Annotated in this window: 25 protein-coding genes and 1 other RNA gene; 21 read left to right on the forward strand and 5 right to left on the reverse strand. The window is 45.8% G+C overall.

Going from position 1 to position 26,692, the window contains the following annotated elements; translation table 11 throughout:
- Nucleotides 1-113 precede the first annotated feature (113 nt).
- The 5 genes from petA to sspB all read left to right on the forward strand — a co-directional run bounded on the left by petA (nucleotide 114) and on the right by sspB (nucleotide 3,938).
- Nucleotides 114-704 carry a ubiquinol-cytochrome c reductase iron-sulfur subunit gene (petA, locus tag R7Q41_RS10595; RefSeq protein ID WP_005372877.1) on the forward strand — a complete coding sequence of 197 codons (591 nt, stop codon included), beginning with the start codon at nucleotides 114-116 and terminating at the stop codon, nucleotides 702-704.
- Nucleotides 704-1,969, forward strand: coding sequence for a cytochrome b (locus tag R7Q41_RS10600; RefSeq protein ID WP_005372880.1), 1,266 nt, complete (start codon nucleotides 704-706; stop codon nucleotides 1,967-1,969). The genes petA and R7Q41_RS10600 overlap by 1 nt, the downstream gene beginning before the upstream one ends.
- Nucleotides 1,966-2,703: a cytochrome c1 gene (locus tag R7Q41_RS10605; RefSeq protein WP_005372881.1), complete on the forward strand. Its 738-nt coding sequence runs from the start codon at nucleotides 1,966-1,968 to the stop codon at nucleotides 2,701-2,703. Before R7Q41_RS10600 ends, R7Q41_RS10605 begins: the two co-directional genes overlap by 4 nt.
- A 96-nt stretch (nucleotides 2,704-2,799) precedes the next feature.
- Entirely contained in the window at nucleotides 2,800-3,435 is a 636-nt protein-coding gene (gene sspA / locus R7Q41_RS10610) for a stringent starvation protein SspA (RefSeq protein WP_005372897.1), read from the forward strand.
- A gap of 17 nt (nucleotides 3,436-3,452) precedes the next feature.
- On the forward strand, nucleotides 3,453-3,938 hold the full coding sequence (sspB, locus tag R7Q41_RS10615) for a ClpXP protease specificity-enhancing factor (protein WP_005387408.1): 486 nt from the start codon (nucleotides 3,453-3,455) through the stop codon (nucleotides 3,936-3,938).
- A 71-nt stretch (nucleotides 3,939-4,009) separates the two neighbouring features.
- Here the strand turns inward: sspB and R7Q41_RS10620 are convergent, their stop codons facing one another.
- Genes R7Q41_RS10620 through R7Q41_RS10635 form a run of 4 tightly spaced genes read right to left on the reverse strand, consistent with a single transcriptional unit; the run spans nucleotide 4,010 to nucleotide 7,460 of the window.
- Complete coding sequence (locus tag R7Q41_RS10620; RefSeq protein ID WP_318144489.1) at nucleotides 4,010-4,678, reverse strand: BON domain-containing protein; 669 nt, start codon at nucleotides 4,676-4,678, stop codon at nucleotides 4,010-4,012.
- Nucleotides 4,679-4,699: 21 nt separating this feature from the next.
- On the reverse strand, nucleotides 4,700-5,290 hold the full coding sequence (locus tag R7Q41_RS10625) for a phosphoheptose isomerase (protein ID WP_005372901.1): 591 nt from the start codon (nucleotides 5,288-5,290) through the stop codon (nucleotides 4,700-4,702).
- A gap of 3 nt (nucleotides 5,291-5,293) precedes the next feature.
- Entirely contained in the window at nucleotides 5,294-5,662 is a 369-nt protein-coding gene (locus R7Q41_RS10630) for a YraN family protein (RefSeq protein WP_005372903.1), read from the reverse strand.
- Nucleotides 5,649-7,460: a penicillin-binding protein activator gene (locus tag R7Q41_RS10635; RefSeq protein ID WP_318144490.1), complete on the reverse strand. Its 1,812-nt coding sequence runs from the start codon at nucleotides 7,458-7,460 to the stop codon at nucleotides 5,649-5,651. The genes R7Q41_RS10630 and R7Q41_RS10635 overlap by 14 nt, the downstream gene beginning before the upstream one ends.
- Before the next feature lie 68 nt (nucleotides 7,461-7,528).
- Between R7Q41_RS10635 and rsmI the strand changes: the two genes are divergently transcribed.
- The 16 genes from rsmI to lpxC all read left to right on the forward strand — a co-directional run bounded on the left by rsmI (nucleotide 7,529) and on the right by lpxC (nucleotide 25,837).
- Nucleotides 7,529-8,392, forward strand: a complete 864-nt coding sequence (rsmI, locus tag R7Q41_RS10640) for a 16S rRNA (cytidine(1402)-2'-O)-methyltransferase (RefSeq protein ID WP_005372907.1) — start codon at nucleotides 7,529-7,531, stop codon at nucleotides 8,390-8,392.
- Between the two features lie 167 nt (nucleotides 8,393-8,559).
- An RNA gene (gene rnpB, locus R7Q41_RS10645) (RNase P RNA component class A) lies at nucleotides 8,560-8,990 on the forward strand.
- Nucleotides 8,991-9,165: 175 nt separating this feature from the next.
- On the forward strand, nucleotides 9,166-10,116 hold the full coding sequence (gene rsmH, locus R7Q41_RS10650) for a 16S rRNA (cytosine(1402)-N(4))-methyltransferase RsmH (protein WP_005372918.1): 951 nt from the start codon (nucleotides 9,166-9,168) through the stop codon (nucleotides 10,114-10,116).
- A 5-nt stretch (nucleotides 10,117-10,121) separates the two neighbouring features.
- Nucleotides 10,122-10,439: a cell division protein FtsL gene (gene ftsL, locus R7Q41_RS10655; protein WP_005387405.1), complete on the forward strand. Its 318-nt coding sequence runs from the start codon at nucleotides 10,122-10,124 to the stop codon at nucleotides 10,437-10,439.
- Nucleotides 10,436-12,229 (forward strand): penicillin-binding transpeptidase domain-containing protein, encoded by a 1,794-nt coding sequence (locus R7Q41_RS10660; protein ID WP_005372922.1) that lies wholly within the window; start codon nucleotides 10,436-10,438, stop codon nucleotides 12,227-12,229. The genes ftsL and R7Q41_RS10660 overlap by 4 nt, the downstream gene beginning before the upstream one ends.
- Before the next feature lie 62 nt (nucleotides 12,230-12,291).
- Nucleotides 12,292-13,773: a UDP-N-acetylmuramoyl-L-alanyl-D-glutamate--2,6-diaminopimelate ligase gene (gene murE, locus R7Q41_RS10665; protein ID WP_158173666.1), complete on the forward strand. Its 1,482-nt coding sequence runs from the start codon at nucleotides 12,292-12,294 to the stop codon at nucleotides 13,771-13,773.
- Nucleotides 13,770-15,134, forward strand: a complete 1,365-nt coding sequence (locus R7Q41_RS10670; protein ID WP_213909604.1) for a UDP-N-acetylmuramoyl-tripeptide--D-alanyl-D-alanine ligase — start codon at nucleotides 13,770-13,772, stop codon at nucleotides 15,132-15,134. The genes murE and R7Q41_RS10670 overlap by 4 nt, the downstream gene beginning before the upstream one ends.
- Nucleotides 15,134-16,216: a phospho-N-acetylmuramoyl-pentapeptide-transferase gene (gene mraY / locus R7Q41_RS10675; RefSeq protein WP_005372931.1), complete on the forward strand. Its 1,083-nt coding sequence runs from the start codon at nucleotides 15,134-15,136 to the stop codon at nucleotides 16,214-16,216. Before R7Q41_RS10670 ends, mraY begins: the two co-directional genes overlap by 1 nt.
- Nucleotides 16,217-16,255: 39 nt before the next feature.
- Complete coding sequence (gene murD, locus R7Q41_RS10680) at nucleotides 16,256-17,569, forward strand: UDP-N-acetylmuramoyl-L-alanine--D-glutamate ligase (RefSeq protein WP_086046526.1); 1,314 nt, start codon at nucleotides 16,256-16,258, stop codon at nucleotides 17,567-17,569.
- Nucleotides 17,570-17,587: 18 nt separating this feature from the next.
- Nucleotides 17,588-18,784 carry a cell division protein FtsW gene (gene ftsW / locus R7Q41_RS10685; protein ID WP_318108315.1) on the forward strand — a complete coding sequence of 399 codons (1,197 nt, stop codon included), beginning with the start codon at nucleotides 17,588-17,590 and terminating at the stop codon, nucleotides 18,782-18,784.
- Entirely contained in the window at nucleotides 18,771-19,838 is a 1,068-nt protein-coding gene (murG, locus tag R7Q41_RS10690) for an undecaprenyldiphospho-muramoylpentapeptide beta-N-acetylglucosaminyltransferase (protein ID WP_151514437.1), read from the forward strand. The genes ftsW and murG overlap by 14 nt, the downstream gene beginning before the upstream one ends.
- Nucleotides 19,839-19,861: 23 nt before the next feature.
- On the forward strand, nucleotides 19,862-21,319 hold the full coding sequence (gene murC, locus R7Q41_RS10695) for a UDP-N-acetylmuramate--L-alanine ligase (protein ID WP_318108313.1): 1,458 nt from the start codon (nucleotides 19,862-19,864) through the stop codon (nucleotides 21,317-21,319).
- Nucleotides 21,320-21,511: 192 nt separating this feature from the next.
- Nucleotides 21,512-22,294, forward strand: a complete 783-nt coding sequence (locus R7Q41_RS10700; RefSeq protein ID WP_005387393.1) for a cell division protein FtsQ/DivIB — start codon at nucleotides 21,512-21,514, stop codon at nucleotides 22,292-22,294.
- The gene (gene ftsA / locus R7Q41_RS10705; protein ID WP_005372946.1) at nucleotides 22,287-23,549 is read left to right on the forward strand and encodes a cell division protein FtsA; all 1,263 of its coding nucleotides are present in this window, start codon (nucleotides 22,287-22,289) and stop codon (nucleotides 23,547-23,549) included. The genes R7Q41_RS10700 and ftsA overlap by 8 nt, the downstream gene beginning before the upstream one ends.
- Nucleotides 23,550-23,579: 30 nt before the next feature.
- A complete protein-coding gene (ftsZ, locus tag R7Q41_RS10710) occupies nucleotides 23,580-24,818 on the forward strand; it encodes a cell division protein FtsZ (protein WP_318108311.1) in 1,239 nt (412 codons plus the stop codon).
- 101 nt (nucleotides 24,819-24,919) lie between these two features.
- Nucleotides 24,920-25,837, forward strand: coding sequence for a UDP-3-O-acyl-N-acetylglucosamine deacetylase (lpxC, locus tag R7Q41_RS10715; RefSeq protein ID WP_005381871.1), 918 nt, complete (start codon nucleotides 24,920-24,922; stop codon nucleotides 25,835-25,837).
- A gap of 113 nt (nucleotides 25,838-25,950) precedes the next feature.
- Here lpxC and R7Q41_RS10720 read toward each other — a convergent pair whose 3' ends face one another.
- Nucleotides 25,951-26,409: a DUF721 domain-containing protein gene (locus tag R7Q41_RS10720; RefSeq protein ID WP_033906094.1), complete on the reverse strand. Its 459-nt coding sequence runs from the start codon at nucleotides 26,407-26,409 to the stop codon at nucleotides 25,951-25,953.
- Nucleotides 26,410-26,692 lie beyond the last annotated feature (283 nt).

The raw sequence follows: 26,692 nt of genomic DNA on the forward strand, positions 1-26,692 counted from the left end.
GGTTTTCTTTATCATTTCCCTCCAATAAATAGAACTAAATTCATTATTTGTTAGCCATGCTCTTATAAGCGGAATAATAACGATCCAAAGGGAGCAAATGGGAGAATGTTTGGATGAGCAACGCGCCTTTAAATAACGGTCGCAGGCGTTTTCTAACCGCTACAACGGCAGTTGTTGGTGGGTTAGGGGCAGTCGCCGTCGCCGTGCCTTTTATCAAATCATGGAATCCGAGTGCTAAAGCCAAAGCGGCGGGCGCACCGGTTGAAGTGGATATAAGTAAAATTGAACCAGGTCAGCTGGTTCGTGTTGAGTGGCAGGGAAAACCTGTATGGATTGTTCGCCGCACTCAAAGCGTTCTGGATAACTTAAAATCGATCGGTGATAAGCTTCGCGATCCACAATCTGAAATGGAGCAGCAGCCTGAGTACGCTCAGAATGAGTTTCGTTCGATTAAGGAAGAGTTTTTCGTCGCAGTTGGTTTCTGTACCCACTTAGGTTGTTCACCAACCTATCTACCTGACTCTTTCTCAGAGCAGGTGCAGGGCGTAAGATCTGGCTTCTTCTGTCCTTGTCATGGTTCTAAGTTCGACATGGCTGGTCGAGTGTTCCAAGGAGTACCTGCTCCGTTGAACCTTGTCGTTCCTAAGCACATGTATTTGAGCGATACCAAGCTCATTGTGGGTGTTGATGAGGGAGATGCATAATGCAAGCAATGTTAGATTGGGTTGAAAAGCGTATTCCTGCAATGAATGCTTATAAAAAGCATTTGTCTGAATACCCAATGCCTAAGAACTTCAACTTTTGGTACCTTTTCGGTTCTCTGGCGATGCTGGTTCTTGTTAACCAAATCCTAACGGGTATTTGGCTAACGATGAACTATGTTCCTTCAGGTGACGGTGCATTTGCGTCTATCGAATACATTATGCGTGATGTAGAGTACGGTTGGCTTCTGCGTTACATGCATTCCACTGGCGCGTCAGCGTTTTTCGTTGTTGTGTATCTTCACATGTTCCGTGGTTTGATCTACGGTTCATACCAAAAACCTCGTGAACTGTTGTGGATCTTCGGTATGTTGATCTTCCTAGTTCTCATGGCTGAAGCGTTCATGGGTTACCTACTTCCATGGGGTCAGATGTCATACTGGGGTGCGCAGGTAATCATTTCCCTGTTTGGTGCTATTCCTGTTATCGGTGATGACCTAACACTTTGGATTCGTGGTGACTACATCATCTCTGGTGCAACGCTAAACCGTTTCTTCGCACTACACGTTATTGCACTGCCTATCGTTTTGCTTCTTCTTGTTGTTCTGCACGTATTGGCGCTGCACGAAGTAGGCTCAAACAACCCGGATGGTATCGAAACTAAGCTGCCAAAAGGCTCAATGGGCGACGATTACAAAACGCAATTCAAGTTCCACGATTACTACACGAAGAAATATGACATCATTGATTCGATTCCTTTCCATCCGTACGGCACGGTTAAGGACTTGGTCGGTGTCGCTGGTTTCTTGTTCTTCTTCTGTTACGTGCTGTTCTTTAACCCAGAGATGGGTGGGTACTTCCTTGAGCCGCCTAACTTTGAAGCTGCAAACCCACTGAAGACACCAGAGCATATTGCTCCGGTATGGTACTTCACGCCGTTCTACGCAATCTTACGCGCGGTTCCAGACAAACTATTAGGTGTTATCCTAATGGGCGCGTCAATTGCAGTGCTGTTTGTTCTACCTTGGTTGGATCGTTGTAAAGTTCGTTCATACCGTTACCGTAGCAAACTTCATTTATTGAATATTGTACAGTTCACTATCGCCTTTATCGCTCTGGGTATTTTAGGTGCGTTACCTGCTACACCAACGTACACACTACTATCTCAGATCTTTAGCTTGTGTTACTTCATGTTCTTTGTGTTGCTGTTCTTCTACAGCAAAAATGAAGCAACCAAACCATTACCAGAGAGGGTGACATTCAAATGAAGAAGTGGATTGTAATTCTATTTGCTATGTTGCCATCACTAGCGATGGCAGCTGGGGCCAATGTTCCGCTGGATAAAGCGAATGTTGACCTTACGGATAAAGCTTCGCTACAAAACGGCGCGAAGTTGTTCATGAACTACTGTTTTGCTTGTCACTCTACGCAATACCAGCGTTACGAGCGTGTAGCAACAGACTTGGAAATTCCAACAGACTTAATGAAAGAAAACCTGATTTTCAATCCTGAAGCGAAAATCGGTGATCTAATGGTCAATGCTATGCCACCGAAGCAAGCGGCAAACTGGTTTGGTGCTCCACCACCAGATCTTACGTTGGTTGCACGAGTTCGTGGTGCTGATTGGTTATACACTTACTTACGCTCTTTCTATGTTGATCCATCTCGTCCATTCGGCGTGAACAACATCGTATTCCCGAGTGTTGGTATGCCGCATGTACTTGAAGAGCTACAGGGCATCCCGACGCCGATTTACGATACGAAAATCGTAGATGGCGAAGAAGTACAAGTTGTTGTTGGTACTGAAACCGATGGCACGGGTGAGCTGAGTGAAGGCGAATATGACAAAGCGGTTGGCGATCTCGTTAACTTCTTAGTTTATTCAGGTGACCCAGTGCAGCTTGAGCGTCATGCTTTAGGCTGGTGGGTAATGGGCTTCTTAGTGCTTCTAACCATCGTTGTTGTGATGCTCAAGAAAGAGTATTGGCGCGATGTGCATTAATTGTGCTAAAATACCGTGCTAATTCCCAATTTTAATTGATGTACAATGGAGGCTTAGCCTCCATTGTTTTTATTTGTAAGTGTACTGGAGGGCTCCATGGCTGTAGCTGCCAATAAACGTTCTGTGATGACTCTTTTCTCAAGTGCATCAGATTTGTATAGCCATCAGGTTCGCATTGTACTAGCTGAAAAAGGCGTAAGTGTTGAAGTTGAGCTTGTTGACGAAGCAAACCTTCCTGCTGAGCTTGTTGAGCTAAACCCATATAAATCAGTGCCAACTCTTGTTGACCGTGAGCTAGCTCTTTACGATTCAAAAATCATCATGGAGTACTTGGACGAGCGTTTCCCTCATCCACCTCTAATGCCGGTTTACCCTGTTGCTCGTGGCAACAGCCGCTTGATGATGTACCGTATCGAACGCAACTGGTATTCACTCGCTGAAAAAGTGATGAAAGGTAATGCGGAAGAATCAGAAAAAGCACGCACAAAGCTGCGTAATGATCTTCTGACGTTAGCGCCAATTTTTGCTGAATATGAGTACTTCATGAGCGAAGAATTCAGCTTGATCGATTGTTACCTAGCTCCACTATTGTGGCGTTTGCCTCAACTTGGTATCGATCTTGTTGGCCCTGGTTCAAAAGAAATCAAGGTATACATGAACCGCGTATTTGAACGTGATTCGTTCCTTGCTTCTTTGACTGAAGCTGAACGTGAAATGCGCCTAGTTCGCTAAGCGATTTAAAACACGTTATGGATATTGCAAAAATGACTGCTCGCCGCCCGTATATGCTTCGCGCATTTTACGACTGGTTAGTAGACAATGACTTGACTCCTCACTTGGTTGTGGATGCAACAATGCCAGGGGTGCGTGTCCCGGTTGAATTTATTCAAGATGGTCAAATTATTTTGAATATTGCGCCACGTGCAGTGGGTAATCTTGAGTTAGGTAATGATGCGATTACCTTCCATGCTCGCTTTAGCGGTCGTCCGCACTCAGTGATCGTGCCTGTGTATGCTGTTCAAGCTATTTATGCACGTGAGAATGGTGCTGGTACTATGTTTGAACCAGAAGAAGCGTACACTCACATCGAAGAAGAAGCGATGACCGAGGAAGAATCATCCCCATCGTTCACAACGGTTAGCGATGAGCCTTCTGAGTTAGTTTCTGATTCAGATGCCGAAGAGGACGATGCTCCTCGACCAAAAGGCAAACCAAGCTTAAGAGTGATTAAATAATAAAAAAGCAGCGTTACGCTGCTTTTTTCTTTTTAACTTGTTGAAGATGATTTCAAGCCAGACTTTGGAAATTACTCACTAATCGTAAAGACTTCGACGTTCTCTTCATTTTCTGTGCTTGCCTCACTTTCTATTGTTTGTACACCGTCACTCGGTAAGTCCACTTCAACAGGCTCCATTTCGCCGTATTGGAACCCTTTAATGACTTGTTTTACGCCTGAGATATTACGCGCGATTTCTGTCGCTCGATCGCCTTGCTCTGGCGTGACATAACTAAACAGAAAAACGTCGCCATCTTCGGTGATCACTTTAACCTTAACACCATTAAGCTCAGAATCAGTAAGCAAAGCTGACTTTACTTTGGTTGTGATCCAGCTGTCATTGCTAATCTGGGTAACAGTGAGTGGCTCTTTTTGTTTGATTTGATTGTGTATGACTTTTACACCACTAACTTCTCGAGCCCTTCGCTCTAAAGCAAGGATAAGGTCTTGTGTCGGAGCTTGTCCCATAAGGACTACAGTCCCATTATATGAACTGGCAACGACACGAACTTCACCTTTAAACGGTGCTTTATTGCCGATCGCCGCAACTTCGAATTCGATGTTATTGTCCTGCCAGATTTGTTTTGTCGTGCGTGTGTCCGTGACAATATTCGCTGTGGTTGCTGCACCTGCGATAAACAAACCTGCGCAACCACTTAAACTCAATGCTGTTAATAAGATAACAAGGCTACGTATCATAATTCTGACTCTCAGTCTTGGTTACTCTTCGTGAGCAGGGAAAAGCACCTGGTCAATAAGATCACAAAGGCAATGGAGTGTTACCATATGTACTTCGTGAATACGTGCAGTGCGGTGTGATGGAATACGAATTTCGACGTCGTTCTCACCTAGCAGTCCTGCCATCTCTCCGCCATCTTTTCCTGTGAGCGCGATAATCGTCATGTCTCGAGTTACGGCTGCTTCCATCGCTTTGATAATATTTTTACTGTTACCGCTAGTCGACATGGCAAGCAAAATGTCGCCTGGTTGACCAAACGCTCGTACCTGTTTTGAGAAGATTTCCTGGTAGTGGTAATCGTTGGCCACTGCGGTTAGGGTAGTATTATCGGCGGTTAAGGCCATTGCTGGTAGGCTAGGGCGCTCAGTTTCAAAACGGTTTAAAAGACAAGAAACAAATTGTTGAGCGTTTGAAGCACTGCCGCCATTACCACAACATAAAATTTTATTGCCATTAAGCAGGCTCGACACCATCGCTTGAGCTGCATGAGTAATGGCATCAGGCAGCGCCTCTGCTGCTGCGATTTGAATTTGAATACTTTCTGTAAAGCTGTCTTTAATGCTGTCTAGCATCGCTTATCCTTCAGAGATTGCGTTTTCTATCCAGTTGATATCTCGCCCATTATCATGAATGGCGATGACATCAAATCGATAATCGATATTGTGTTTTAAGCGCTTTTGTTGGCTAAGCCAAACTTGTGCGGTTTTGACTAGCTTGCGCATTTTAGCGTGCGTCACCATTTCTGCTGCCGAGCCAAAGTGATTGTTCTTACGGTATTTGACTTCAACAAACACAATAGTTTCACCTTGTTGGAAGATTAAATCAATCTCACCGACCTTAGTCAGAAAATTTTGTTCAATAAAGTTTAAGCCCTGGCGTTGTAAATACTGCTTCGCCAGAGCTTCATATTGATTTCCGATTTGGCGCTTGCTAAAGAGCCCCACGCTCAGCCCAGCTTAGCTCACGCTGTACAACACAATTATTGTCGATACTTAAAATACCGGTTTGGCCACCGACTGAGTAGCCCGGAACGACCTTCATTTGTGGCAGCTCCCCAATCAATTTATACGCATCCATACCCAGTGCTTTCAAACGTTTTTCCATGTTAGATTGCTCTGACCACAGCTCGTTCATTTCAGCGGTCACGCTAGGGTCTGGGTCAATCAGTAATGGGATATCGCTGTAGATGATGCCTGTTAGATCTTCGTAAGTCGCGCCGCCACTGTTGCTACGCGAGCTAGAGAAAATTTGTGGCGCTTTGGCGTCTGGGTTAATCGCTACCTCAATAAACGGCTTAATCAAAGTCAGTTCCGTGCTTCTAGCAACAATATAAACCGCATCGACATCACGACGGCTACGTGGCTGTGTTTCAAGCTTGATACGCATTAGTGATTGCATCTGAGCAATACGTTGTTTGCTTTCTTGCAGACCAAATACTTCATTGATGTCTTTTTGAAGTTGGCGCTTGTCACCAAAATAACTTGCTGCGACTTTATTAGAGCTGTACTTGCGCCACTCTTTGTTGAACGCTTCAGTTACACGTTCACCAAAGCTGCCCTTTGGTGCCAGAATCAGAGGGAAGTTATAGCCTTCGCTGAACAAGTGTTTCGCTGCTTGTGCGGCTTCTTGTTCCGGTGATAATGCCAAGTAGCAAATATTGCTATCTGGTTGCACATCTTCGGGAATATTTAGCGCAAGGGCTGGAATCGTAGGACCATTTTCTGAGCCATCCATGGTTGTGTGCAATAGCTCAACGTTCTCTTTTTCTAGAGGACCAACAACAAAATCGATGTTTTCATTGATCAAACGTTGTTTAATTTGGTCGGCGTTATACGCATTAGTGTCTATTACCGTGAGGGTAGCGCTTGGATCACGGTTACGATCATTCATCATCGCAAACACAAAACCATCACGAATTAATTGCGCTTGTGGCGAGAATTTACCAGTAAGCGGCAGTAACAAAGCGGTGTTGTTTGGTTTAACGATGTCTAGAGAGAGAATGTTTTGAATCTCTTCTGGTGTGTAGATAGCGGCTGGATGCGATGGGTTCTCGTTTAACCAGCGTTCGAGGGTATTTTTTAGTTGGGATAAGTTGCCCGACAGCGTTTTCGCATAAATAGCGAGTTGTAGCCAACCATCCAAAACATCTTCATTTGGCTCTGTTTCTAATGAGGTCAGTTCGTACTCGGAGTAGCTGCCAAAGTTCATCCAAATACGGCTAGAAATCTCTCTCTGCTCCGCGGACGATGCATATTGGCCAAATGCAACCAGTTGGCGGTTTGCCTCAAACGCTTGGTTAAGACCTTGATAAGCGTCGGCACGCATCAAGTAATAGTCTTTCCATTGCTCATTTGGCAACTTCCACCAAGGTTTAAAATTCAACAATTGCAGCAACTGAGAGTAATTACCCTGTTTTTGCTGTATGGTCGCACGCGCTAGTTGCCACTCTGCTTGCTGAACTTCGGTTAACTGTTGACGAGCCAGGCGCTTGATCACCATTTCTGCTTGATCAAACTGGTTTGCTTGAATCGCGGCTTTGGTTGCCATGATCAACCAGTCATTTTGTAAACTGCCTTCCGTGCTATCAGCTTGGATCATATAGTTCTGAACAGACTGAGTAGGCTCAAGTGTTACATCAACGCCATCAGGCTGTCTTGGACCTGAAGAACAGGCGGCGAGCGTAATTGCTAGTGCAACAGGAGTAAGTATGCGTGGTACACTGAGTCTCTTATGGTTAATCATTGCCGTGAGTTCTCTATAATTTTGTACAAAATTGTCTCTATATTAATCGTTGAAGTGATGGTAAACAAATGACAGATAAAAATAAGTTGCCGAATGAGGGGCCAACTCTCTATATCGTACCGACTCCAATCGGAAATTTAGCGGATATCACCCAACGTGCTATCGAAATTCTGTCGACTGTGGACATCATTGCCGCTGAGGATACTCGACATACGGGCAAATTACTGTCTCACTTCAATATTCAAACCAAAACTTTTGCTCTACATGACCACAATGAGCAGCAAAAAGCACAAGTTTTGGTAGAAAAGCTGCTTTCCGGTCAGTCTATCGCATTAGTTTCTGACGCTGGTACGCCACTTATCAGCGACCCAGGATACCATTTGGTGACAAAATGTCGTCAAGCGGGCGTTAGAGTTGTGCCTCTTCCAGGTGCCTGTGCGGTCATTACGGCGTTAAGTGCCTCTGGCTTGCCATCTGATCGCTTTAGCTTCGAAGGTTTTTTACCACCGAAAAGCAAAGGTCGTAAGGATAAATTCCTAGAGATTGCTTCGGTAGAGCGTACGTGTATTTTTTACGAGTCACCGCACCGTATTTTAGACTCTCTACAAGACATGTTAGACGTTCTTGGCCCAGATAGAGAAGTTGTGTTGGCAAGAGAGCTAACAAAAACCTTTGAAACCATTCAAGGCATGCCGTTAGGTGAGCTGATTGAATGGGTGAAAAGTGACGATAACCAACAGCGTGGTGAAATGGTATTGTTGGTACATGGCCATCGTGAAACAACAGACGACTCACTACCTGAAGATGCTTTACGCACGTTAGGCATTTTGACCAAAGAGCTGCCTTTGAAAAAAGCAGCTGCTTTGGTGGCAGAAATACATAACTTGAAGAAGAATGCGTTATATAAATGGGGCTTAGAAAACTTAGACTAAGTGCCACTAGCGAGATAAATGGTCAATGAGGGCTGATGTTTAGGCATCGGCCTTTTTATTATCTATTTTTGGCACGTTGACTAAAAAGTCATCACTTAGTGCATTCATTTCATCATATCTGTGATCTAACTAGACTCTGAAGTGAGAACTCTATACAATCCGCCCTCGGAGCTGACTGGGTAGTCGCTGCTTTGTTGATGTCCTTCGGGAGACTGACGTCGAAGTCCCTTTGGGAGACTGACGTTGACGTCCTTCGGGAGACTGACAAAGGGGAGGAAAGTCCGGGCTTCATAGAGCAAGGTGCCAGGTAACGCCTGGGGGGCGCAAGCCTACGACAAGTGCAGCAGAGAGAAGACCGCCGATGGCCCGTAAGGGTACAGGTAAGGGTGAAAGGGTGCGGTAAGAGCGCACCGGACGACTAGCAATAGTTCGTAGCAGGGTAAACTCCACCTGAAGCAAGACCAAATAGGCCTCCACATTGCGTTGCTCGCGTAAGGAGGCGGGTAGGTTGCTCGAGCCAGTGAGTGATTGCTGGCCTAGACGAATGGCTACCGCCGCGCAAGCGGAACAGAACCCGGCTTATGTGTCGGCTCCACCTATTCGAGACCCATCTCTACTTCGGTAGTGATGGGTTTTTTGCATTTAATTGACGCAAACTATGTCATTACCAATAAACTTGGCGTAAATCACGTCTAACTTTAGACTTGTGGTGGCGATGATGTAGGAAATCAGTACACTAAAGAATCGCTTCAAGATCATTCAACGAGAAAGCTATGACCGAAACCTTCCAACATATTTCCGTGTTATTAAATGAATCCATTGATGGCTTAGCTATCAAACCAGACGGCGTCTATATTGATGGAACATTTGGCCGTGGCGGTCACAGCCGGACAATTCTATCTAAACTCGGTGAAAATGGCCGACTGTACAGTATCGACCGTGACCCTCAAGCGATCGCTGAGGCAGGCAAAATCAATGACCCTCGCTTCACCATTATTCATGGTCCATTTTCTGGTATTGCTGAGTATGCTGAAGAGTATGGGCTAGTTGGAAAAGTGGATGGTGTTCTGCTGGATTTAGGCGTTTCTTCTCCTCAGTTAGACGACGCAGAGCGTGGCTTTAGCTTTATGAAAGACGGTCCGCTAGATATGCGTATGGACCCGACATCAGGTGTTCCAGTATCTCAATGGTTGATGGAAGCAGACCTCGATGATATCACTTGGGTCATTCGCGAGTTTGGGGAAGATAAACATGCGCGCCGTATTGCAAAAGCGATTGTTGCCTACCGTGAAGACGAAGAAAATGAGCCAATGGTTCGCACTGGTCAGCTGGCAAAATTGATTTCAGATGCCGCACCGAAAAGTTTTAAAGAGAAAAAACACCCTGCGACTCGTGCTTTCCAGGCTTTTCGTATTTACATCAACAGTGAGTTAGAAGAAATTGATACGGCACTTAAAGGCGCGGCGAGCATTCTGGCTCCTGAAGGCCGTTTATCTGTGATTAGCTTCCACTCTCTGGAAGACCGTATGGTCAAACGTTTTATCCGTAAAGAGAGCAAAGGGCCTGAAGTGCCACACGGTATTCCAATGACGGAAGAGCAAATTCGTGCTCTTGGTAGTGCGAATATGAAAGCGGTGAGCAAAGCGATTAAGCCAAGCAAACAAGAAATTGAAATGAACCCTCGCTCGCGCAGCTCTGTGTTAAGAATTGCGGAAAAGCTTTAATTATTATGACGAAACCCACTCCTAATCTTGCTAAGTTGATTGCGACGGATCTCCTCACCGTTGGTCGCTGGCCATTACTGTTGTTGCTATTGATCGTGGCATCGGCAATGGGAGTGGTATTTGCTACCCACCATGCGCGTCAAGCGATTACCGAGAAAGACCATACGTTGGTTGAACGAGAACGATTAGATAGCGAATGGCGTAACTTAATGTTGGAAGAAACTGCCCTCGCGGAACACAGTCGTGTTCAAGACCTTGCCAAAAAAGAACTTGAAATGAAACGACCTGATGGCGATAAAGAAGTGGTTGTCACGCTCAAATGATTAGAAAAAAATCCAACACGAAACAAGCCAATAAGCGTAAACCTGTAGCAAAAGAGAAAGCGGCTACGGGGGATAAGAAAAACGATAACAAAGCAGTGAAAGTGGCGGTCGAAGAATCTTTCTTGATTCGTTGGCGCTTCCATCTATTACTGTTTTTTGTTTTTTGTGCATTTGCCCTTTTGGTGGCACGCGTAGCCTACATCCAAATCATTGAGCCAGATAACCTGATTAAACAAGGTGACCTACGTTCGGTTCGTGTTAAATCCATTCCTTCTGCTCGCGGTATTATTTCGGATCGAAATGGTGAGCCGCTTGCTGTCAGTGTACCGGTTGAGGCGGTTTGGGCAGATCCTGCCACGATTTTTAAAGAAAACGCGTTAAGCCAGACCAAAAGTTGGCATGCATTAGCGGATGTTCTTGGTATTGACCGACAAGGGTTAATAGACAAAATCAAGCGCAATGAAAAACGCCGCTTTATCTACTTGCAGCGCCAGGTCAGTCCGGCCATGGCGAACTATATTCGTGAGCTAAAGCTGCCAGGTGTTGGCCTTAAGTCGGAATCTCGTCGTTATTATCCTGCAGGTGAGGTTAGTGCTCACTTAGTCGGTGTGACAGGCATTGACGGGCATGGCCTAGAAGGTGTGGAGCGTAGCTACGATGAGTGGCTCACTGGCGCGGCGGGTAAGAAAACTATTCGTAAAGACCGTTATGGTCGTGTTGTGGAAAACATTGCTTGGCAAGACAAGCAAGAAGGTAAATCACTTCAGTTAACCATCGATCAGCGCCTACAGGCGATTGCGTATCGTGCGATTAAGCAAGCCGTTGCGGACCACCGCGCCACTTCAGGTTCTGTTGTCATGTTGGATGTAAAAACGGGCGCCGTATTGGCCATGGTTAATGCTCCTTCTTACAACCCTAACAATCGTAGCGATTGGCAAAGCTATCAAATGCGTAACCGAGTGATCACGGACTCAATGGAGCCCGGTTCGACCATTAAGCCTTTCGTTATTTTAGCCGCCTTAGAAAATGGGATAGCCGATAAAGATACCATCGTAGATACCGGTAATGGTGTCCTACGCTTAGGTGGTAGTCGAGTCAGAGATGTCTCTCGCGTAGGCAAAGCGAGCTTGACCACGATCCTTAAAAAGTCGAGTAATATCGGTGTGACGAAGCTAGCAATGCAAATGCCGGTAGAGGCGCTTCTTGGGCTGTACAGTTCAGTGGGTTTTGGTGAGCTTTCTGGCCTAAACCTAGTTGGGGAAGTGACGGGTATTTTTCCTACACGAACTCGTTGGTCGCCAATTGAGCGCGCCACGATTGCGTTTGGTTATGGTCTATCAATTACACCAATCCAGCTAGCCCATGCTTATGCGACGCTTGGAAACCTTGGCAAATACGAGCCTATTCATATTATCGAAAGCAATGATCATGACATGTCACGTCAAGTGGTGAGTGCGAAGTATGCGCGTCAAGTATTAGACATGTTGGAAACCGTAACTCAAAAAGGGGGCTCGGCTCGCAGAGCGGCAGTTCCTGGTTATCGAGTGGGAGCGAAAACGGGTACATCACGTAAAGCTTCTGCTGGTGGGTACAGCGACGAGTACATCACCTACACGGCTGGGCTTGCTCCGGTTAGCGATCCGCGAATTGCTTTAGTAGTGATCGTAAATGAGCCTCAAGGTGATGACTACTATGGTGGTTCGGTAGCGTCTCCTGTTTTCTCTGAAATCATGAAAGGCGCGCTACAAATACTCAATGTTGCACCTGACGAAAACAAATTCCAACAGTAAGCTCTGTGGTTTACTGAGCAAACAAAATTAAGAAAACCTGAGCCAAAGCTCGGAGAACAAATATGACTAAAGCCATCAGTATGGACGTGCTGCTTTCCCCTTGGGTGGATTGCCCTAGCTTATCGTCCGTTCTTGTTTCTGAATTGGAGCTCGACAGCCGAAGAGTTCAACCTGGAACCACGTTTGTAGCAGTGATTGGCCATGTTGTGGATGGGCGTAAATTCATTGCCTCTGCAATTGAGCAAGGTGCAAATGCAGCCCTGGCGCAAGCCTGCGATGTCAAAACACATGGTACGGTGGAAATCATTGATGATGTTCCCGTCATTTACATCGATAGGTTGGACCAACGTTTATCCGCAATTGCTGGAAAGCTCTATTCTTACCCTAATATGGATTTGATTGGTGTCACCGGCACCAACGGCAAAACCACCATTACCCAGTTAATAGCGCAATGGCTAGAACTGCTTGACCATAAAGCGGCGGTAATGGGAACAACAGGAAATGGCTTCCTCAATAACTTGCAACAAGCTGCGAATACAACGGGGAATGCCGTTGAAATTCAGAAAACGCTCTCCTCTCTCGCAAATCAACAAGCCACATACACCGCGCTAGAAGTATCTTCCCATGGCCTGACGCAAGGTCGTGTCAAAGCACTATCATTTGCGGCGGGCGTGTTTACTAACTTAAGTCGTGACCACTTAGATTATCATGGCACGATGGAAGAGTATGCCAATGCAAAGCTTGGGTTGTTCACGCAACACCAATGTGAACGTGCCATTATCAATGTTGATGATGAAGTCGGTCATCAATGGGCGTCGCAGTTAAGTAATGCGATCGCTGTCTCGCTCAAGCCGAACACTGAATTTGAAAGCGCAATTTGGGCGACGGAAGTCAGTTACGCAGAGTCAGGGATTACTATTAAGTTCGATGGTAAATTTGGCTCAGGTGAATTGCACGCGCCTTTGATTGGTGAGTTTAATGCAACCAACTTAATGCTCGCTTTTGCGACCTTATTAAGCTTAGGTAAAGAGAAACAAGCGTTACTCGAAACCGCAGGTCAACTGCAACCTGTACTCGGCCGAATGGAGTTATTCCAAACTGAGGATCGTGCCAAAGTCGTGGTTGATTATGCCCATACTCCTGATGCTTTAGAAAAAGCGCTGCAAGCTTTACGAGTTCATTGTGAAGGCCAGCTGTGGGCTATTTTTGGCTGCGGTGGCGATCGCGATGCAGGTAAGCGCCCAATGATGGCGGAAATTGCAGAGCGTCTAGGCGACAGAGTGGTGTTGACTGACGATAACCCACGCAGCGAAGACCCGGTTCAGATTGTGAAAGACATGTTAGCTGGGCTGTCAAAACCTGCTGAAGCGATTGTTCAGCATGACCGCTTCAAAGCACTGTCTTATGCCATTGAAAATGCTTCGCCAAACGACATTATCTTGTTAGCTGGGAAGGGTCATGAAGATTATCAGATTCGTAATGGCGAAACGATTCATTACTCCGACCGCGAGTCCGCAATGCAACTTTTAGGATTGACCTCATGATCAAAGTAACGTTATCTCAAATTGCAGACATCACACGTGGCGAGCGATTCGGCGACGATCTACTTATCGACGCGGTTTCTACTGATACACGAACGATTGATCGTGGGGCTCTATTTGTGGCGTTAGTAGGGGAGCGCTTTGATGCGCACAACTTTTGCCAACAAGCGGTAGATGCAGGTGCCGGTGCTTTACTCGTAGAAAAACGCTTAGATGTGAATGTGCCGCAAATTGTGGTGTCGGATACCAAACTTGCATTGGGTGAGTTTGCTTCTTGGGTGCATCAAGCATGCAAAACACCTACCGTTGCCATCACCGGAAGTTGCGGTAAAACGACCGTAAAAGAAATGGTTGCGAGTATCCTGCAATTGAAAGGCAAAGTGTTATTCACGGCGGGTAACTTCAATAATGATATTGGTGTTCCGTTGACATTATTGCGCTCACAGCAGGATGATGATTATGCCGTGATTGAGCTTGGTGCTAACCATATCGGTGAAATTGCTTACACGACTCAGTTAGTAAAACCAGATATCGCGTTAGTGAACAATGTAGCAGCCGCTCACCTTGAAGGCTTTGGTTCTATCGATGGCGTGAAACAAGCCAAAGGTGAAATCTACCAAGGCCTTTCAGCTGGTGGTATTGCGATTGTTAACCTAGACAGCAATGGTGAAGCCAAGTGGGATGAAGTGTTAGCAGATAAGAAAGTCATTACTTTTTCACAAAGTAATACTGATGCAGACTTCTTCGCTTCTAACATCGTATTGAACGCCGCAGGTGAAGCAAGCTTTGACTTACATATCGCAGCAAGCTCACAAGAAATTGAACTGTCTCTGGGTATTATAGGTCAACACAACGTTGCGAATGCGATCGCTGCTTCTATTATTGCGTTACAAATGGGCGCCACATTAGAAGAGGTTCGTGCTGGCCTTAAACATTTGAACAAAGTGAAAGGTCGCGTCGAGGTTGAAGCGCTGAGCGAAAAGATAAAATTGATTGACGACAGCTACAACGCGAGCGTGCCAGCCATGAAAGCGGCAGTTGATTTATTGGCCGCTTTCCCAGGTCAACGCTGGCTGATTTTAGGTAATATGGCGGAATTGGGCGAGGAAAGTCTTGCACTTCATCGTCAAGTCGGGGAACATGCTGCCCCACAAAAATTTGAACATGTTCTCACATATGGTGCAGACGCCAAGGTGATCAGTGATCTTTGCCAAGGCATTCATTTTGAGACGCACCAAGAGATGATTGAATACATCAAGCAGCATCTAGACCAAGCCGTTCCTGAAAACCATACGATGTTGGTGAAAGGAGCGAACGGTGCACGTATGTTTGAAGTCGCTGCTGCTTTGAAGGAGTATTATTAATGATTATTTGGCTTGCCGAGCTGCTACAGCCATACCTGTCTTTTTTCCGATTGTTTGAATACTTGTCTTTTCGAGCAATCCTAAGCGTATTAACCGCTCTAGGTCTGTCATTATGGATGGGACCAATCATGATCAAGCGTTTGCAAATGCTGCAAATTGGTCAGGTAGTGCGTAACGAAGGTCCTGAATCTCACTTTAGTAAGCGTGGTACCCCAACAATGGGCGGTATCATGATCTTAGCGGCCATCTCAATCACGATTTTGCTATGGACAGACTTATCCAACCCTTATGTATGGGCGGTACTGACAGTCTTACTTGGCTACGGTGCGGTCGGATTTGTTGATGATTATCGTAAAGTGGTACGCAAAAATACCGATGGCTTGATCGCGCGTTGGAAGTACTTCTGGCAGTCGTTGATCGCGTTTGTCGTCGCTTTCGCATTGTATGCTTACGGTAAAGACACAGCAGCAACTCAGCTAGTGGTGCCATTCTTTAAAGACATCATGCCGCAACTTGGTTTGATGTATATCATTCTGACTTACTTTGTCATTGTAGGTACAAGTAACGCGGTTAACCTGACTGATGGTCTAGACGGTTTGGCAATCATGCCAACGGTTCTTGTTGCAGCAGGCTTCGCGGTTATTGCATGGGCGACCGGTAACGTTAACTTCTCTGAATACCTTCATATACCATACTTACCACATGCATCTGAGTTAGTTGTCGTATGTACAGCAATCGTAGGTGCAGGCCTTGGTTTCTTGTGGTTTAACACTTACCCAGCACAAGTGTTCATGGGCGATGTAGGTTCACTAGCGCTTGGCGGTGCATTGGGCACCATTGCTGTTCTAGTTCGTCAAGAGTTGGTGTTAGTGATCATGGGTGGCGTATTTGTAATGGAAACGCTATCAGTCATCCTGCAGGTAGGTTCTTACAAATTACGTGGTCAGCGTATTTTCCGTATGGCACCAATTCACCACCACTACGAATTGAAAGGTTGGCCAGAACCTCGCGTAATCGTGCGCTTCTGGATTATTTCTATGGTTCTTGTTCTGATTGGTCTTGCGACATTGAAAGTGCGTTAATCGCGCTTTCCAAGAACAAGATTTACAGTGTGATCAAATATGGAACGTTGGCAAAACATACATAGTGTTGTCGTCGTAGGGCTCGGTATTACCGGGCTCTCTGTCGTTAAACACCTAAGAAAAAATCAGCCACAACTTGTGGTCAAAGTCATTGATACTCGTGTAAACCCTCCAGGTGCAGAGCGCTTGCCGGAAAGTGTTCAACTGCATAGTGGTGGTTGGAATACAGACTGGCTTTCTGACGCGGATCTTATCGTGACCAACCCTGGTATTGCGCTAGCGACACCAGAGATCCAAGCCGTATTAGCAAAAGGTACGGCAGTAGTAGGTGATATCGAGTTATTCGCTTGGGCGGTGCAGAAACCCGTAATTGCGATTACGGGCTCAAACGGTAAGAGCACAGTAACCGACCTCACAGGTGTGATGGCTAAGGCTGCAGGTTTGGATGTTGGCGTTGGTGGTAACATCGGTGTGCCAGCACTGGATTTGTTAGAACAAGACGCAGATCTATATATACTCGAACTCTCGAGCTTCCAGTTAGAAACGACGTCAAGCTTAAAGCTCAAAGCCGCTGCGTTTCTGAATCTTTCTGAAGACCACATGGATCGTTATCAAGGCATGTCTGACTATCGACATGCCAAGTTGCGTATTTTTAACCATGCTGCTCTTGCGGTCGTGAACCGTGATGATCAAGAAACCTTCCCAGACGCAGAGATGCCATTGGTGACATTTGGCAGCGACAATCAGGACTTTGGTCTCGAGGTGGATGGCAACCGTACTTGGTTGCTCGATCACGGTCAACGAGTTGTCGCAAGTGATGAGCTTAAGTTGGTTGGTAAGCACAACTTATCTAACGCTCTGGTTGCTTTAGCGCTATTAAAAGCTGCGGATGTAAACTATCACAACGCATTGAATGCACTTAAAAATTACACAGGACTGACACACCGATGCCAGGTGGTTGCGGATAATCAAGGCGTCAAATGGGTGAATGACTCTAAAGCAACTAATATTGCCAGCACTATGGCTGCGCTATCTGGTTTGGAATCGACAGGCAAGCTCTACTTACTCGTTGGTGGTGTTGGCAAAGGTGCTGACTTCTCGCCATTAAAACCGATCTTCGCGACGCTTAACTTGCAACTGTGTTGCTTTGGCGCTGATGGCGATGAATTTATGCCACTGCATGAATCTGCAATACGTTTCGACACTATGGAAGATGTGATTCAACAAGTATCTTCGCAGTTAAAACCAGGTGATATGGTGATGCTGTCTCCTGCATGTGCTAGCTTTGATCAATTCGACAACTTTATGGCAAGAGGTGATGCTTTCGCTGCTCTTGCTCAGAAATATGCATAATTAAAGGTTACACACTTCGTGGGTTTAGGTAACGTTAAACGCAGTATTGGCAATTGGCTCAAGCATCCAGCCCCAGAGGCGATGTTTGATCGTCAGTTAGTGTGGATTGCACTGGGTTTGATGTTGACTGGTTTGGTCATGGTAACCTCTGCATCATTTCCAATCAGCTCTCGATTAACGGAACAGCCGTTCCACTTTATGTTTCGTCATGCGACGTTTCTCGTGCTGGCGTTAGGGACCTCCGCTGTTATTTTGCAAGTGCCTTTGCAAGAGTGGTTTAAGAAGAGCCATTACTTACTTTGGGCTTCTTTCGCACTGTTGATCATCGTGCTCTTGGCGGGTAAGTCGGTTAATGGTGCGTCTCGTTGGATTCCCCTTGGGCTGTTTAACCTTCAGCCAGCGGAAGTCGCGAAGCTATCGCTGTTTATCTTCATGTCTGGTTACTTAGTTCGAAAGCAAGACGAAGTACGACAAACCTTCTTTGGTGGCTTTATGAAGCCAATCATGGTGTTTGCCTTCTTCGCAGTATTACTACTTGGTCAGCCAGACTTGGGGACGGTCGTCGTGATGCTGGTCACGCTGTTTGGCATGCTTTTTATCGCAGGTGCAAAACTAACCCAGTTTCTTGCCTTGATGGTGGCAGGTATCGGCGCTGTGGTAGGTTTGATTCTCGTCGAGCCATACCGTATGCGACGAGTAACCTCCTTCCTTGACCCGTGGGAAGATCCATTTGGCAGTGGCTATCAGTTGACTCAGTCTTTGATGGCGTTTGGTCGTGGTGAATGGTTCGGACAAGGTCTCGGTAATTCAATTCAAAAACTGGAATATCTACCGGAAGCGCATACCGACTTTGTGTTTGCCGTACTTGCTGAAGAGCTTGGTTTCGTAGGCGTAGTGCTGGTCTTAATGCTGATTTTTAGCTTGGTGCTAAAAGCGGTTTACATCGGCAAGCGTGCATTTGAAGACGGCGAAATGTTCGGAGGTTATCTGGCTTTCGGAATTGGTATTTGGTTTGCGTTTCAAACCTTGGTTAATGTTGGAGCTGCCGCCGGTATTGTTCCAACTAAAGGTTTAACACTTCCACTCATCAGTTATGGTGGTTCTAGTCTAATAATTATGTCCGTCGCAGTGTCCATACTACTGCGTATCGATTACGAATGCCGCTTGAAACGCGAGCAACAACAATCAGAACAACAAGCTAATGAAACAAAATAAACGTTTGATGGTGATGGCTGGTGGTACTGGCGGTCACGTATTCCCAGGTTTGGCGGTAGCAAAACAGCTTCAAGAACAAGGTTGGGAGATCCGTTGGTTAGGTACGGCGGATCGAATGGAAGCGGATTTGGTGCCAAAACATGGCATTGAAATCGACTTTATCAAAGTGAAAGGGTTACGAGGTCAAGGCGTTACACGTCTTCTTGCAGCACCATTTCAAATTATCAATGCCATTATGCAGGCTCGTGCTCACATGAAACGCTGGCAGCCAGACGCAGTGCTTGGTATGGGCGGTTATGTTAGCGGCCCGGGTGGTATTGCCGCTTGGATGAGTGGTATTCCTGTTGTTCTGCATGAACAAAATGCAGTAGCAGGTTTAACGAACCAATGGTTATCGAAAATCGCTAAGAAGGTTTTTCAGGCTTTCCCAGGCGCTTTTCCAAATGCCGAAGTGGTTGGGAACCCAGTTCGTGAAGACGTGACTCAATTAGCAGCGCCAACTGAGCGCATGCAAGAGCGCCAAGGTCCAATTCGCATTTTGGTGATGGGTGGCAGCCAAGGCGCACGTATTCTTAACCAAACTCTGCCAGAAGTGATGTCGAAATTGGGCGAAGATTACTGTATTCGTCATCAAGCGGGTAAAGGTGCCGCCGAAGAAGTGAATGCAGCATACCAAGCTAATGGTGTGGTAAATGCAGAAGTAATGGAATTCATTGATGACGTTGCAGAAGCTTACGCATGGGCTGACCTTTTAGTTTGTCGCTCTGGAGCGTTAACCGTATCTGAAGTCTCGGCGGCAGGTGTAGGCGCTATTTTTGTTCCATTCATGCACAAAGACCGCCAGCAAGCACTTAATGCAGACCACTTGGTGGATTGCGGCGCGGCGAAAATGATTGAACAACCAGATTTAACCGTTGAGTCTCTGACTCTGCAGATCCAACAATTGGATCGCCAAGCTTTACTTACAATGGCTGAGCAAGCGCGTGGCGCTGCAAAATTGAATGCTGACCGAGTTGTCGCACAAGCCATTGTCGCTTTGACCGAAAAGCGTTAACCGAATTATTGAGAATAGAATTGATGACAATCCAACATACACAAGACTTAGCTCAGATTCGCGCAATGGTGCCAGAGATGCGCCGCGTGAAATCCATCCACTTCATCGGTATTGGTGGTGCGGGCATGAGCGGCATTGCAGAAGTGCTGTTGAACGAAGGCTACCAAATCACAGGTTCTGATCTATCAGAGAACGCTGTGACAGAGCGTTTGGTATCAAAAGGTACGACGGTATTTATTGGTCATCAAGCCAGTAATGTAGAAAAAGCCAGTGTGGTTGTTGTGTCAACGGCGATCAACGAAGAAAACCCAGAAGTGATGGCGGCACGTGAATTACGCATCCCTATTGTACGCCGCGCAGAGATGTTGGCTGAATTGATGCGATTCCGTCACGGTATTGCCGTTGCGGGTACACACGGTAAAACCACGACGACCGCTCTTGTTACTCAAATCTATTCTGAAGCCGGTCTTGATCCAACGTTTGTGAATGGCGGTTTGGTGAAAAGCGCAGGTACAAATGCGCGTCTAGGCTCGAGTCGTATTCTAATTGCAGAGGCAGATGAAAGTGACGCGTCATTCCTGCACTTGCAACCAATGGTGAGCATTGTTACCAATATCGAAGCCGATCATATGGATACCTATGGTGGTGACTTTGAAACCTTAAAGCAAACCTTCATCGATTTCCTTCATAATCTACCGTTTTACGGCCAAGCAATTGTTTGCATTGACGATCCTGTGGTTCGAGAGTTAATCCCACGTATTAGTCGTCAAGTGATAACTTACGGTTTTTCTGAAGATGCCGACGTACGTATTGAAGATTATCGTCAAGAGGGGCAGCAAGGCAAATTTACGGTAGTACGTAAAGGGCGAGCTAACTTAGATATCACGCTGAATATTCCAGGTCGTCACAATGCATTGAATGCGTCTGCTGCGATTGCGGTTGCTACTGAAGATGACATTGAAGACGATGCGATCCTAAAGGCAATGGCTGGTACGCAAGGTACGGGAAGACGTTTTGATCACCTTGGCGAGTTTGATACTGGCAACGGCCATGCAATGCTTGTTGATGATTACGGCCATCATCCCACAGAAGTGGATGTAACCATTAATGCAGCACGCAGTGGTTGGCAAGACAAGCGTTTGGTGATGATTTTCCAACCGCACCGTTATAGCCGTACTCGTGATTTATACGATGATTTCGCGAATGTGCTTGAACAGGTAGATGTATTGATCATGCTGGATGTTTACGCAGCGGGTGAAAAGCCGATTGCAGGGGCTGATGGGCGCGCTTTATGTCGCACAATTCGCAGCCGAGGCAAGGTAGATCCGATTTTTGTTCCAGAAATCGAGCAATTACCTTCAGTTTTAGCTAACGTTATACAAGACGGCGACCTAATCTTAACGCAAGGTGCGGGTGATATTGGTAAAGTGGCGAAACAGCTGGCAGGTCTTAAATTGAATATAAACAAGATGCTTGGCTGACACATATTGTTGACGCGAAGGACAGATAAAGACTCAGATCTCGATTTTGCGTCAATATCATTGTGATTTATTGCTATCAGTGTTTGATAGTTTACAAGAGCTCAGTATAATCCCAAGGTTAAAGTCAAGACTTTTACCTCTGCGTAATTATATGGGTAAAAAGTACACGACAAAAGTCAGGAAACGAAGACGTTGTTGAATATTGCACTGAATGACGAGCGACCAAACACGGGTAACAACCGTGGTCGCCAAGAAAAAATCTTGGGTGCGTTATTTTTCGTTGTGGTTGTGACTTTAATTAGTTCTGTTTTGTACGCGGCGATCAGTTGGATGTGGGATGACCAAAGGTTACCTCTCTCCAAAATAGTACTTCAGGGGAAACTGGAGTATGTCCAAGCTGACGATGTGCAGGCTGCATTTAGTCGAATTGATCACATCGGTACATTTATGTCTCAGGATATTGATGTATTACAGCAAAGTGTCGAAGCTCTGCCATGGGTAGCGCATGCCGCAATCCGAAAGCAGTGGCCGGATACAGTAAAAGTTTTTTTGACGGAGCATCAACCAGAAGCCATTTGGAATGGCAACGAACTGTTAGATAAAAACGGGTTCGTTTTTGATGGAGATGTTGCTCTGTTGCAAGAAGAAAAAGTGAAGCTGTACGGACCCAAAGATAGCGGACCGGAAGTCTTACAGACTTACCGTGATTTGAGTCCTAAGTTTCAGCAATTGGGTTTAGCGATATCGTCTCTGGTATTAAACGAGCGACGAGCTTGGCAAATCATCCTTGATAACGGTATTCGATTAGAGCTCGGTAAAGAGTCTCTTCTTGAGCGTATAGAGCGCTTTTTTAAGCTCTATAACAAGCTTGGCAGTGACACGCAAAGAATCAGTTATATCGATCTTAGGTACGATACAGGAGCCGCAGTTGGTTGGTTTCCTGAACAAGAGTTAGAAGAGAGTACAGATGACTAAGGCCGCTGATGACAACATTATTGTTGGTCTTGATATAGGCACTGCAACCGTATCGGCTCTAGTGGGTGAGGTTTTACCAGACGGTCAAATTAATATTATTGGCGCAGGTAGTAGCCCCTCACGCGGCATGGATAAAGGTGGCGTGAATGATTTGGAGTCGGTTGTAAAATCAGTACAACGTGCAATTGATCAAGCTGAATTAATGGCAGAGTGCCAGATCAGCCGAGTCTTCATTTCGTTGTCTGGTAAGCATATCGCAAGCCGAATTGAAAAAGGTATGGGCACGATTTCTGATGAAGAGGTGTCTCAAGAAGACATGGATCGCGCTATCCATACCGCAAAATCGATTAAAATCGGTGATGAACAGCGAATTCTTCATGTGATCCCGCAAGAGTTCACCATTGATTACCAAGAAGGAATCAAAAATCCGCTTGGTTTATCTGGGGTAAGAATGGAAGTGAGTGTCCACCTTATCTCATGCCATAATGACATGGCACGCAACATTATTAAGGCGGTAGAACGCTGCGGCCTTAAAGTAGAACAACTCGTATTTTCTGGGCTTGCTGCTAGTAATGCAGTAATCACCGAGGATGAAAGAGAGCTTGGAGTTTGTGTGGTTGATATTGGCGCCGGCACGATGGATGTGGCCATCTGGACTGGCGGTGCGTTACGTCACACAGAAGTATTTTCGTACGCAGGAAATGCTGTAACCAGTGATATTGCTTTTGCTTTTGGCACGCCAGTGAGCGATGCTGAAGAAATAAAAGTCAAATATGGCTGTGCTTTGAGTGAACTGGTCAGTAAGGATGACACGGTTAATGTACCAAGCGTAGGTGGACGACCATCACGTAGCCTGCAACGTCAAACGTTGTCAGAAGTGATTGAGCCACGCTACTCTGAGCTTATGGGACTGGTTAACCAAACTATCGACTCTGTACAAGCAAAATTGCGCGAAGAGGGTATCAAGCACCATCTGGCTGCGGGAGTTGTACTCACCGGCGGTGCTGCGCAAATGGACGGAGTGGTAGAATGTGCGGAACGCGTATTCCGCAATCAAGTAAGGGTCGGCAAACCGCTCGAAGTCAGCGGATTAACTGACTATGTAAAAGAGCCGTACCATTCTACGGCAGTTGGATTACTTCATTACGCAAGAGACATGCAGTCTAGCGACGATAGCGATTATAATGAACCTAAACGCTCATCTGTAACTGGCTTTTTCGATAAATTGCGTAACTGGATACAAAAAGAGTTTTAACCTGAGTTGCAGGATAAACGGAGACAACACATGTTTGAACCGATGATGGAAATGTCTGACGATGCAGTAATCAAGGTCGTTGGGGTTGGTGGCGGCGGTGGTAACGCCGTTGAACACATGGTGCGTGAATCCATCGAAGGTGTGGAATTCATCAGCGTCAACACTGATGCGCAAGCACTTCGTAAGACAAGCGTTGGCAATGTTATTCAGATCGGTGGTGATATCACTAAAGGTCTGGGTGCAGGTGCTAATCCACAGGTTGGCCGTGACGCAGCTCTCGAAGACAGAGATCGAATTAAAGATTCCCTGACTGGCGCCGATATGGTGTTTATCGCAGCTGGTATGGGTGGCGGTACCGGTACTGGTGCAGCGCCTGTTATTGCTGAAGTGGCTAAAGAGCTTGGCATTCTAACAGTAGCGGTAGTAACTAAACCGTTTAGTTTTGAAGGTAAAAAGCGTTTGGCATTTGCTGAGCAAGGTATCGATGAGCTGTCTAAGCATGTTGACTCTTTGATCACGATTCCAAACGAAAAGCTACTTAAAGTACTTGGTCGTGGTGTAACACTACTAGAAGCTTTTGCAAGCGCTAACGATGTTCTTAAGAATGCCGTTCAAGGTATTGCTGAGCTAATTACTCGCCCTGGCATGATCAACGTCGACTTTGCGGACGTAAGAACTGTAATGTCTGAAATGGGTCACGCAATGATGGGTAGCGGCATCGCCAAAGGTGAAGACCGTGCTGAAGAAGCGGCTGAAATGGCAATTTCTAGCCCACTTCTGGAAGACATCGATCTAGCGGGCGCTCGTGGTGTTCTTGTCAATATTACTGCTGGTCTGGATATGCGTCTTGACGAGTTTGAGACGGTTGGTAATACAGTGAAGGCATTCGCTTCTGACAATGCGACTGTTGTTATCGGTACTTCTCTAGACCCTGATATGACTGACGAAATCCGCGTAACAGTTGTAGCGACAGGTATTGGTAATGAGAAAAAGCCAGATATCACGCTAGTTGCGGGTGGTAAAGCTAAAGTGGCACCGACGCCGCAAGCTCAACCACTGCAACAAGCAGCGGCAACGCAAGCTGAAGAAAAACCGGCACAGACCTTGCAAAATAATCAAGTGCAAGAGAAGCCACAGGTAACTCCTCAGCCGACAAACACTGCTCCTTCTTCTCCAGCTTCGTCGAGCCAAAGTTCTGCGGCTCCAAAGCAAGAAAAGGAAAGTGGTTATTTAGATATACCGGCATTTTTGCGTCGTCAGGCTGATTAATCTTTAACCCATAAATTTGACATGGCTCAAAATTATGGTAGCATTCACGGTCGACGTTACAGACGGCCGTGTTTTGTAGCAAATTTTTGAGAGGCAAGCAGATGATCAGACAACGTACTCTGAAAGAAATAGTGAAAACAACTGGTGTGGGTCTCCACTCTGGTCGTAAAGTCACACTTACTCTGCGCCCGGCTGCTGCAAATACAGGTATCATTTACCGTCGTACAGATGTAAATCCACCTGTAGATTTTCCAGCTGATCCAGCTTCGGTTCGTGACACCATGCTTTGTACTGCATTGGTAAACGATGAAGGTGTGCGTATTTCAACTGTTGAGCACTTGAATGCGGCACTTGCTGGTATGGGCATCGATAACATTGTTGTCGAAGTAGACGCACCTGAAATTCCGATCATGGATGGTAGTGCAAGCCCATTTGTATACTTGCTACAACAAGCAGGTATCGAAACGCAAAATGCGCCAAAACGCTTCATCCGCATCAAAAAGCCAGTTCGTTTTGAAGATGGTGATAAATGGGCAGAATTTGTACCATTTAACGGCTTCCGTATGGACTTCGAAATTGAGTTTAATCACCCAGCGATTGAATCAGACGAGCAACGTTTGCTGTTTGATTTCTCGTCAAAAGGCTTTGTTCGTGAGATTTCTCGAGCACGTACGTTTGGCTTTATGCGTGATATCGAATATCTACAATCTCAAAACCTAGTTTTGGGTGGTAGTTTTGACAATGCTATCGTTTTGGATGATTACCGTATTCTTAATGAAGAAGGTCTACGCTTTGAAAATGAGTTTGTGACTCACAAAGTGTTGGATGCGATTGGTGACCTTTACATGTGTGGCCACCCAATCATTGGTGAATTCCGTGCCTTTAAATCTGGCCACGGTTTAAATAACCAACTGTTACGTGCTGTTCTTGCAGATCAGGAAGCGTGGGAGTGGACTACATTCGAAGAAGAAGTCGGCTCACCAGTAGCATTCGCAGAACCAAATATGGTGCTTGCGTAAATACTTGGCATTAGAATTAATAAAAAACCAGGCTTATGCCTGGTTTTTTGCTATTTGGCTTTAATCCTGGATTTATCAATAACATTCAAGCTTTCAGCATATTGAAATAACGTTCACTTACGATCTTCCTTTTCTGCCATATCGGCTAATCGTTTTAAACGCTCTTGAATTTTCGGTGGCGCCATGTCGGCAATCGTCATTAATGACTTTGCTGCAGATTCGGTTAGTGGTGGACGCTTAGGTCTGTCGTCTTGTTGAAAGCGGTTTCGATATAGTGAAGGATTGATCCTCACTTCAACGCTCATCAGCTTGGCAAAGCCTTGAGTACGAAGTTTATTTAGGATCATGAGGCGATCGTAATCGATCTTCATTTTGATCGCGGCACTAGAGACATCGATCAATAGATGGCCGTTACGAACATTCGCTACTCGGCAATGATCGGCCGTCCCCGTGGGTAAGACCTCTTGCAAAGCTTGGTTAAGCTGTAAGATTTCTCCAGCATGTTCTTGAATCTGCTTGAACTGTGACTCAGCAATAACATCTTCAGTCGAGGTTGGACGGTGATCACGCATAGGTAAAATCTAATTTTGTTGAGATATAGCTATTCTAGAGCAGCTTTCTATCAAGGTATAGTTTACATTAACGTCTTTAGCTTCAGTTTTACAATGTAGCAAGGTAAAAAGCAAAGTTTGCTCTGGATGGATTACACATATTGCGGTATGCAATATCGGCTAATCAGTCACCACTTTAAGTAAAAACTTCAGAGTGCTTCAAACAAATACGTCTATTTATGGTTGTATCGATTAAAAATCCTTACACTAAGCCACATTGTTTCAAAACTTAGCCTTGAAATAT

The organism is Vibrio sp. 2096 (genome assembly GCF_033339595.1).
GTDB classification, from domain to species: Bacteria; Pseudomonadota; Gammaproteobacteria; order Enterobacterales; family Vibrionaceae; genus Vibrio; species Vibrio alginolyticus.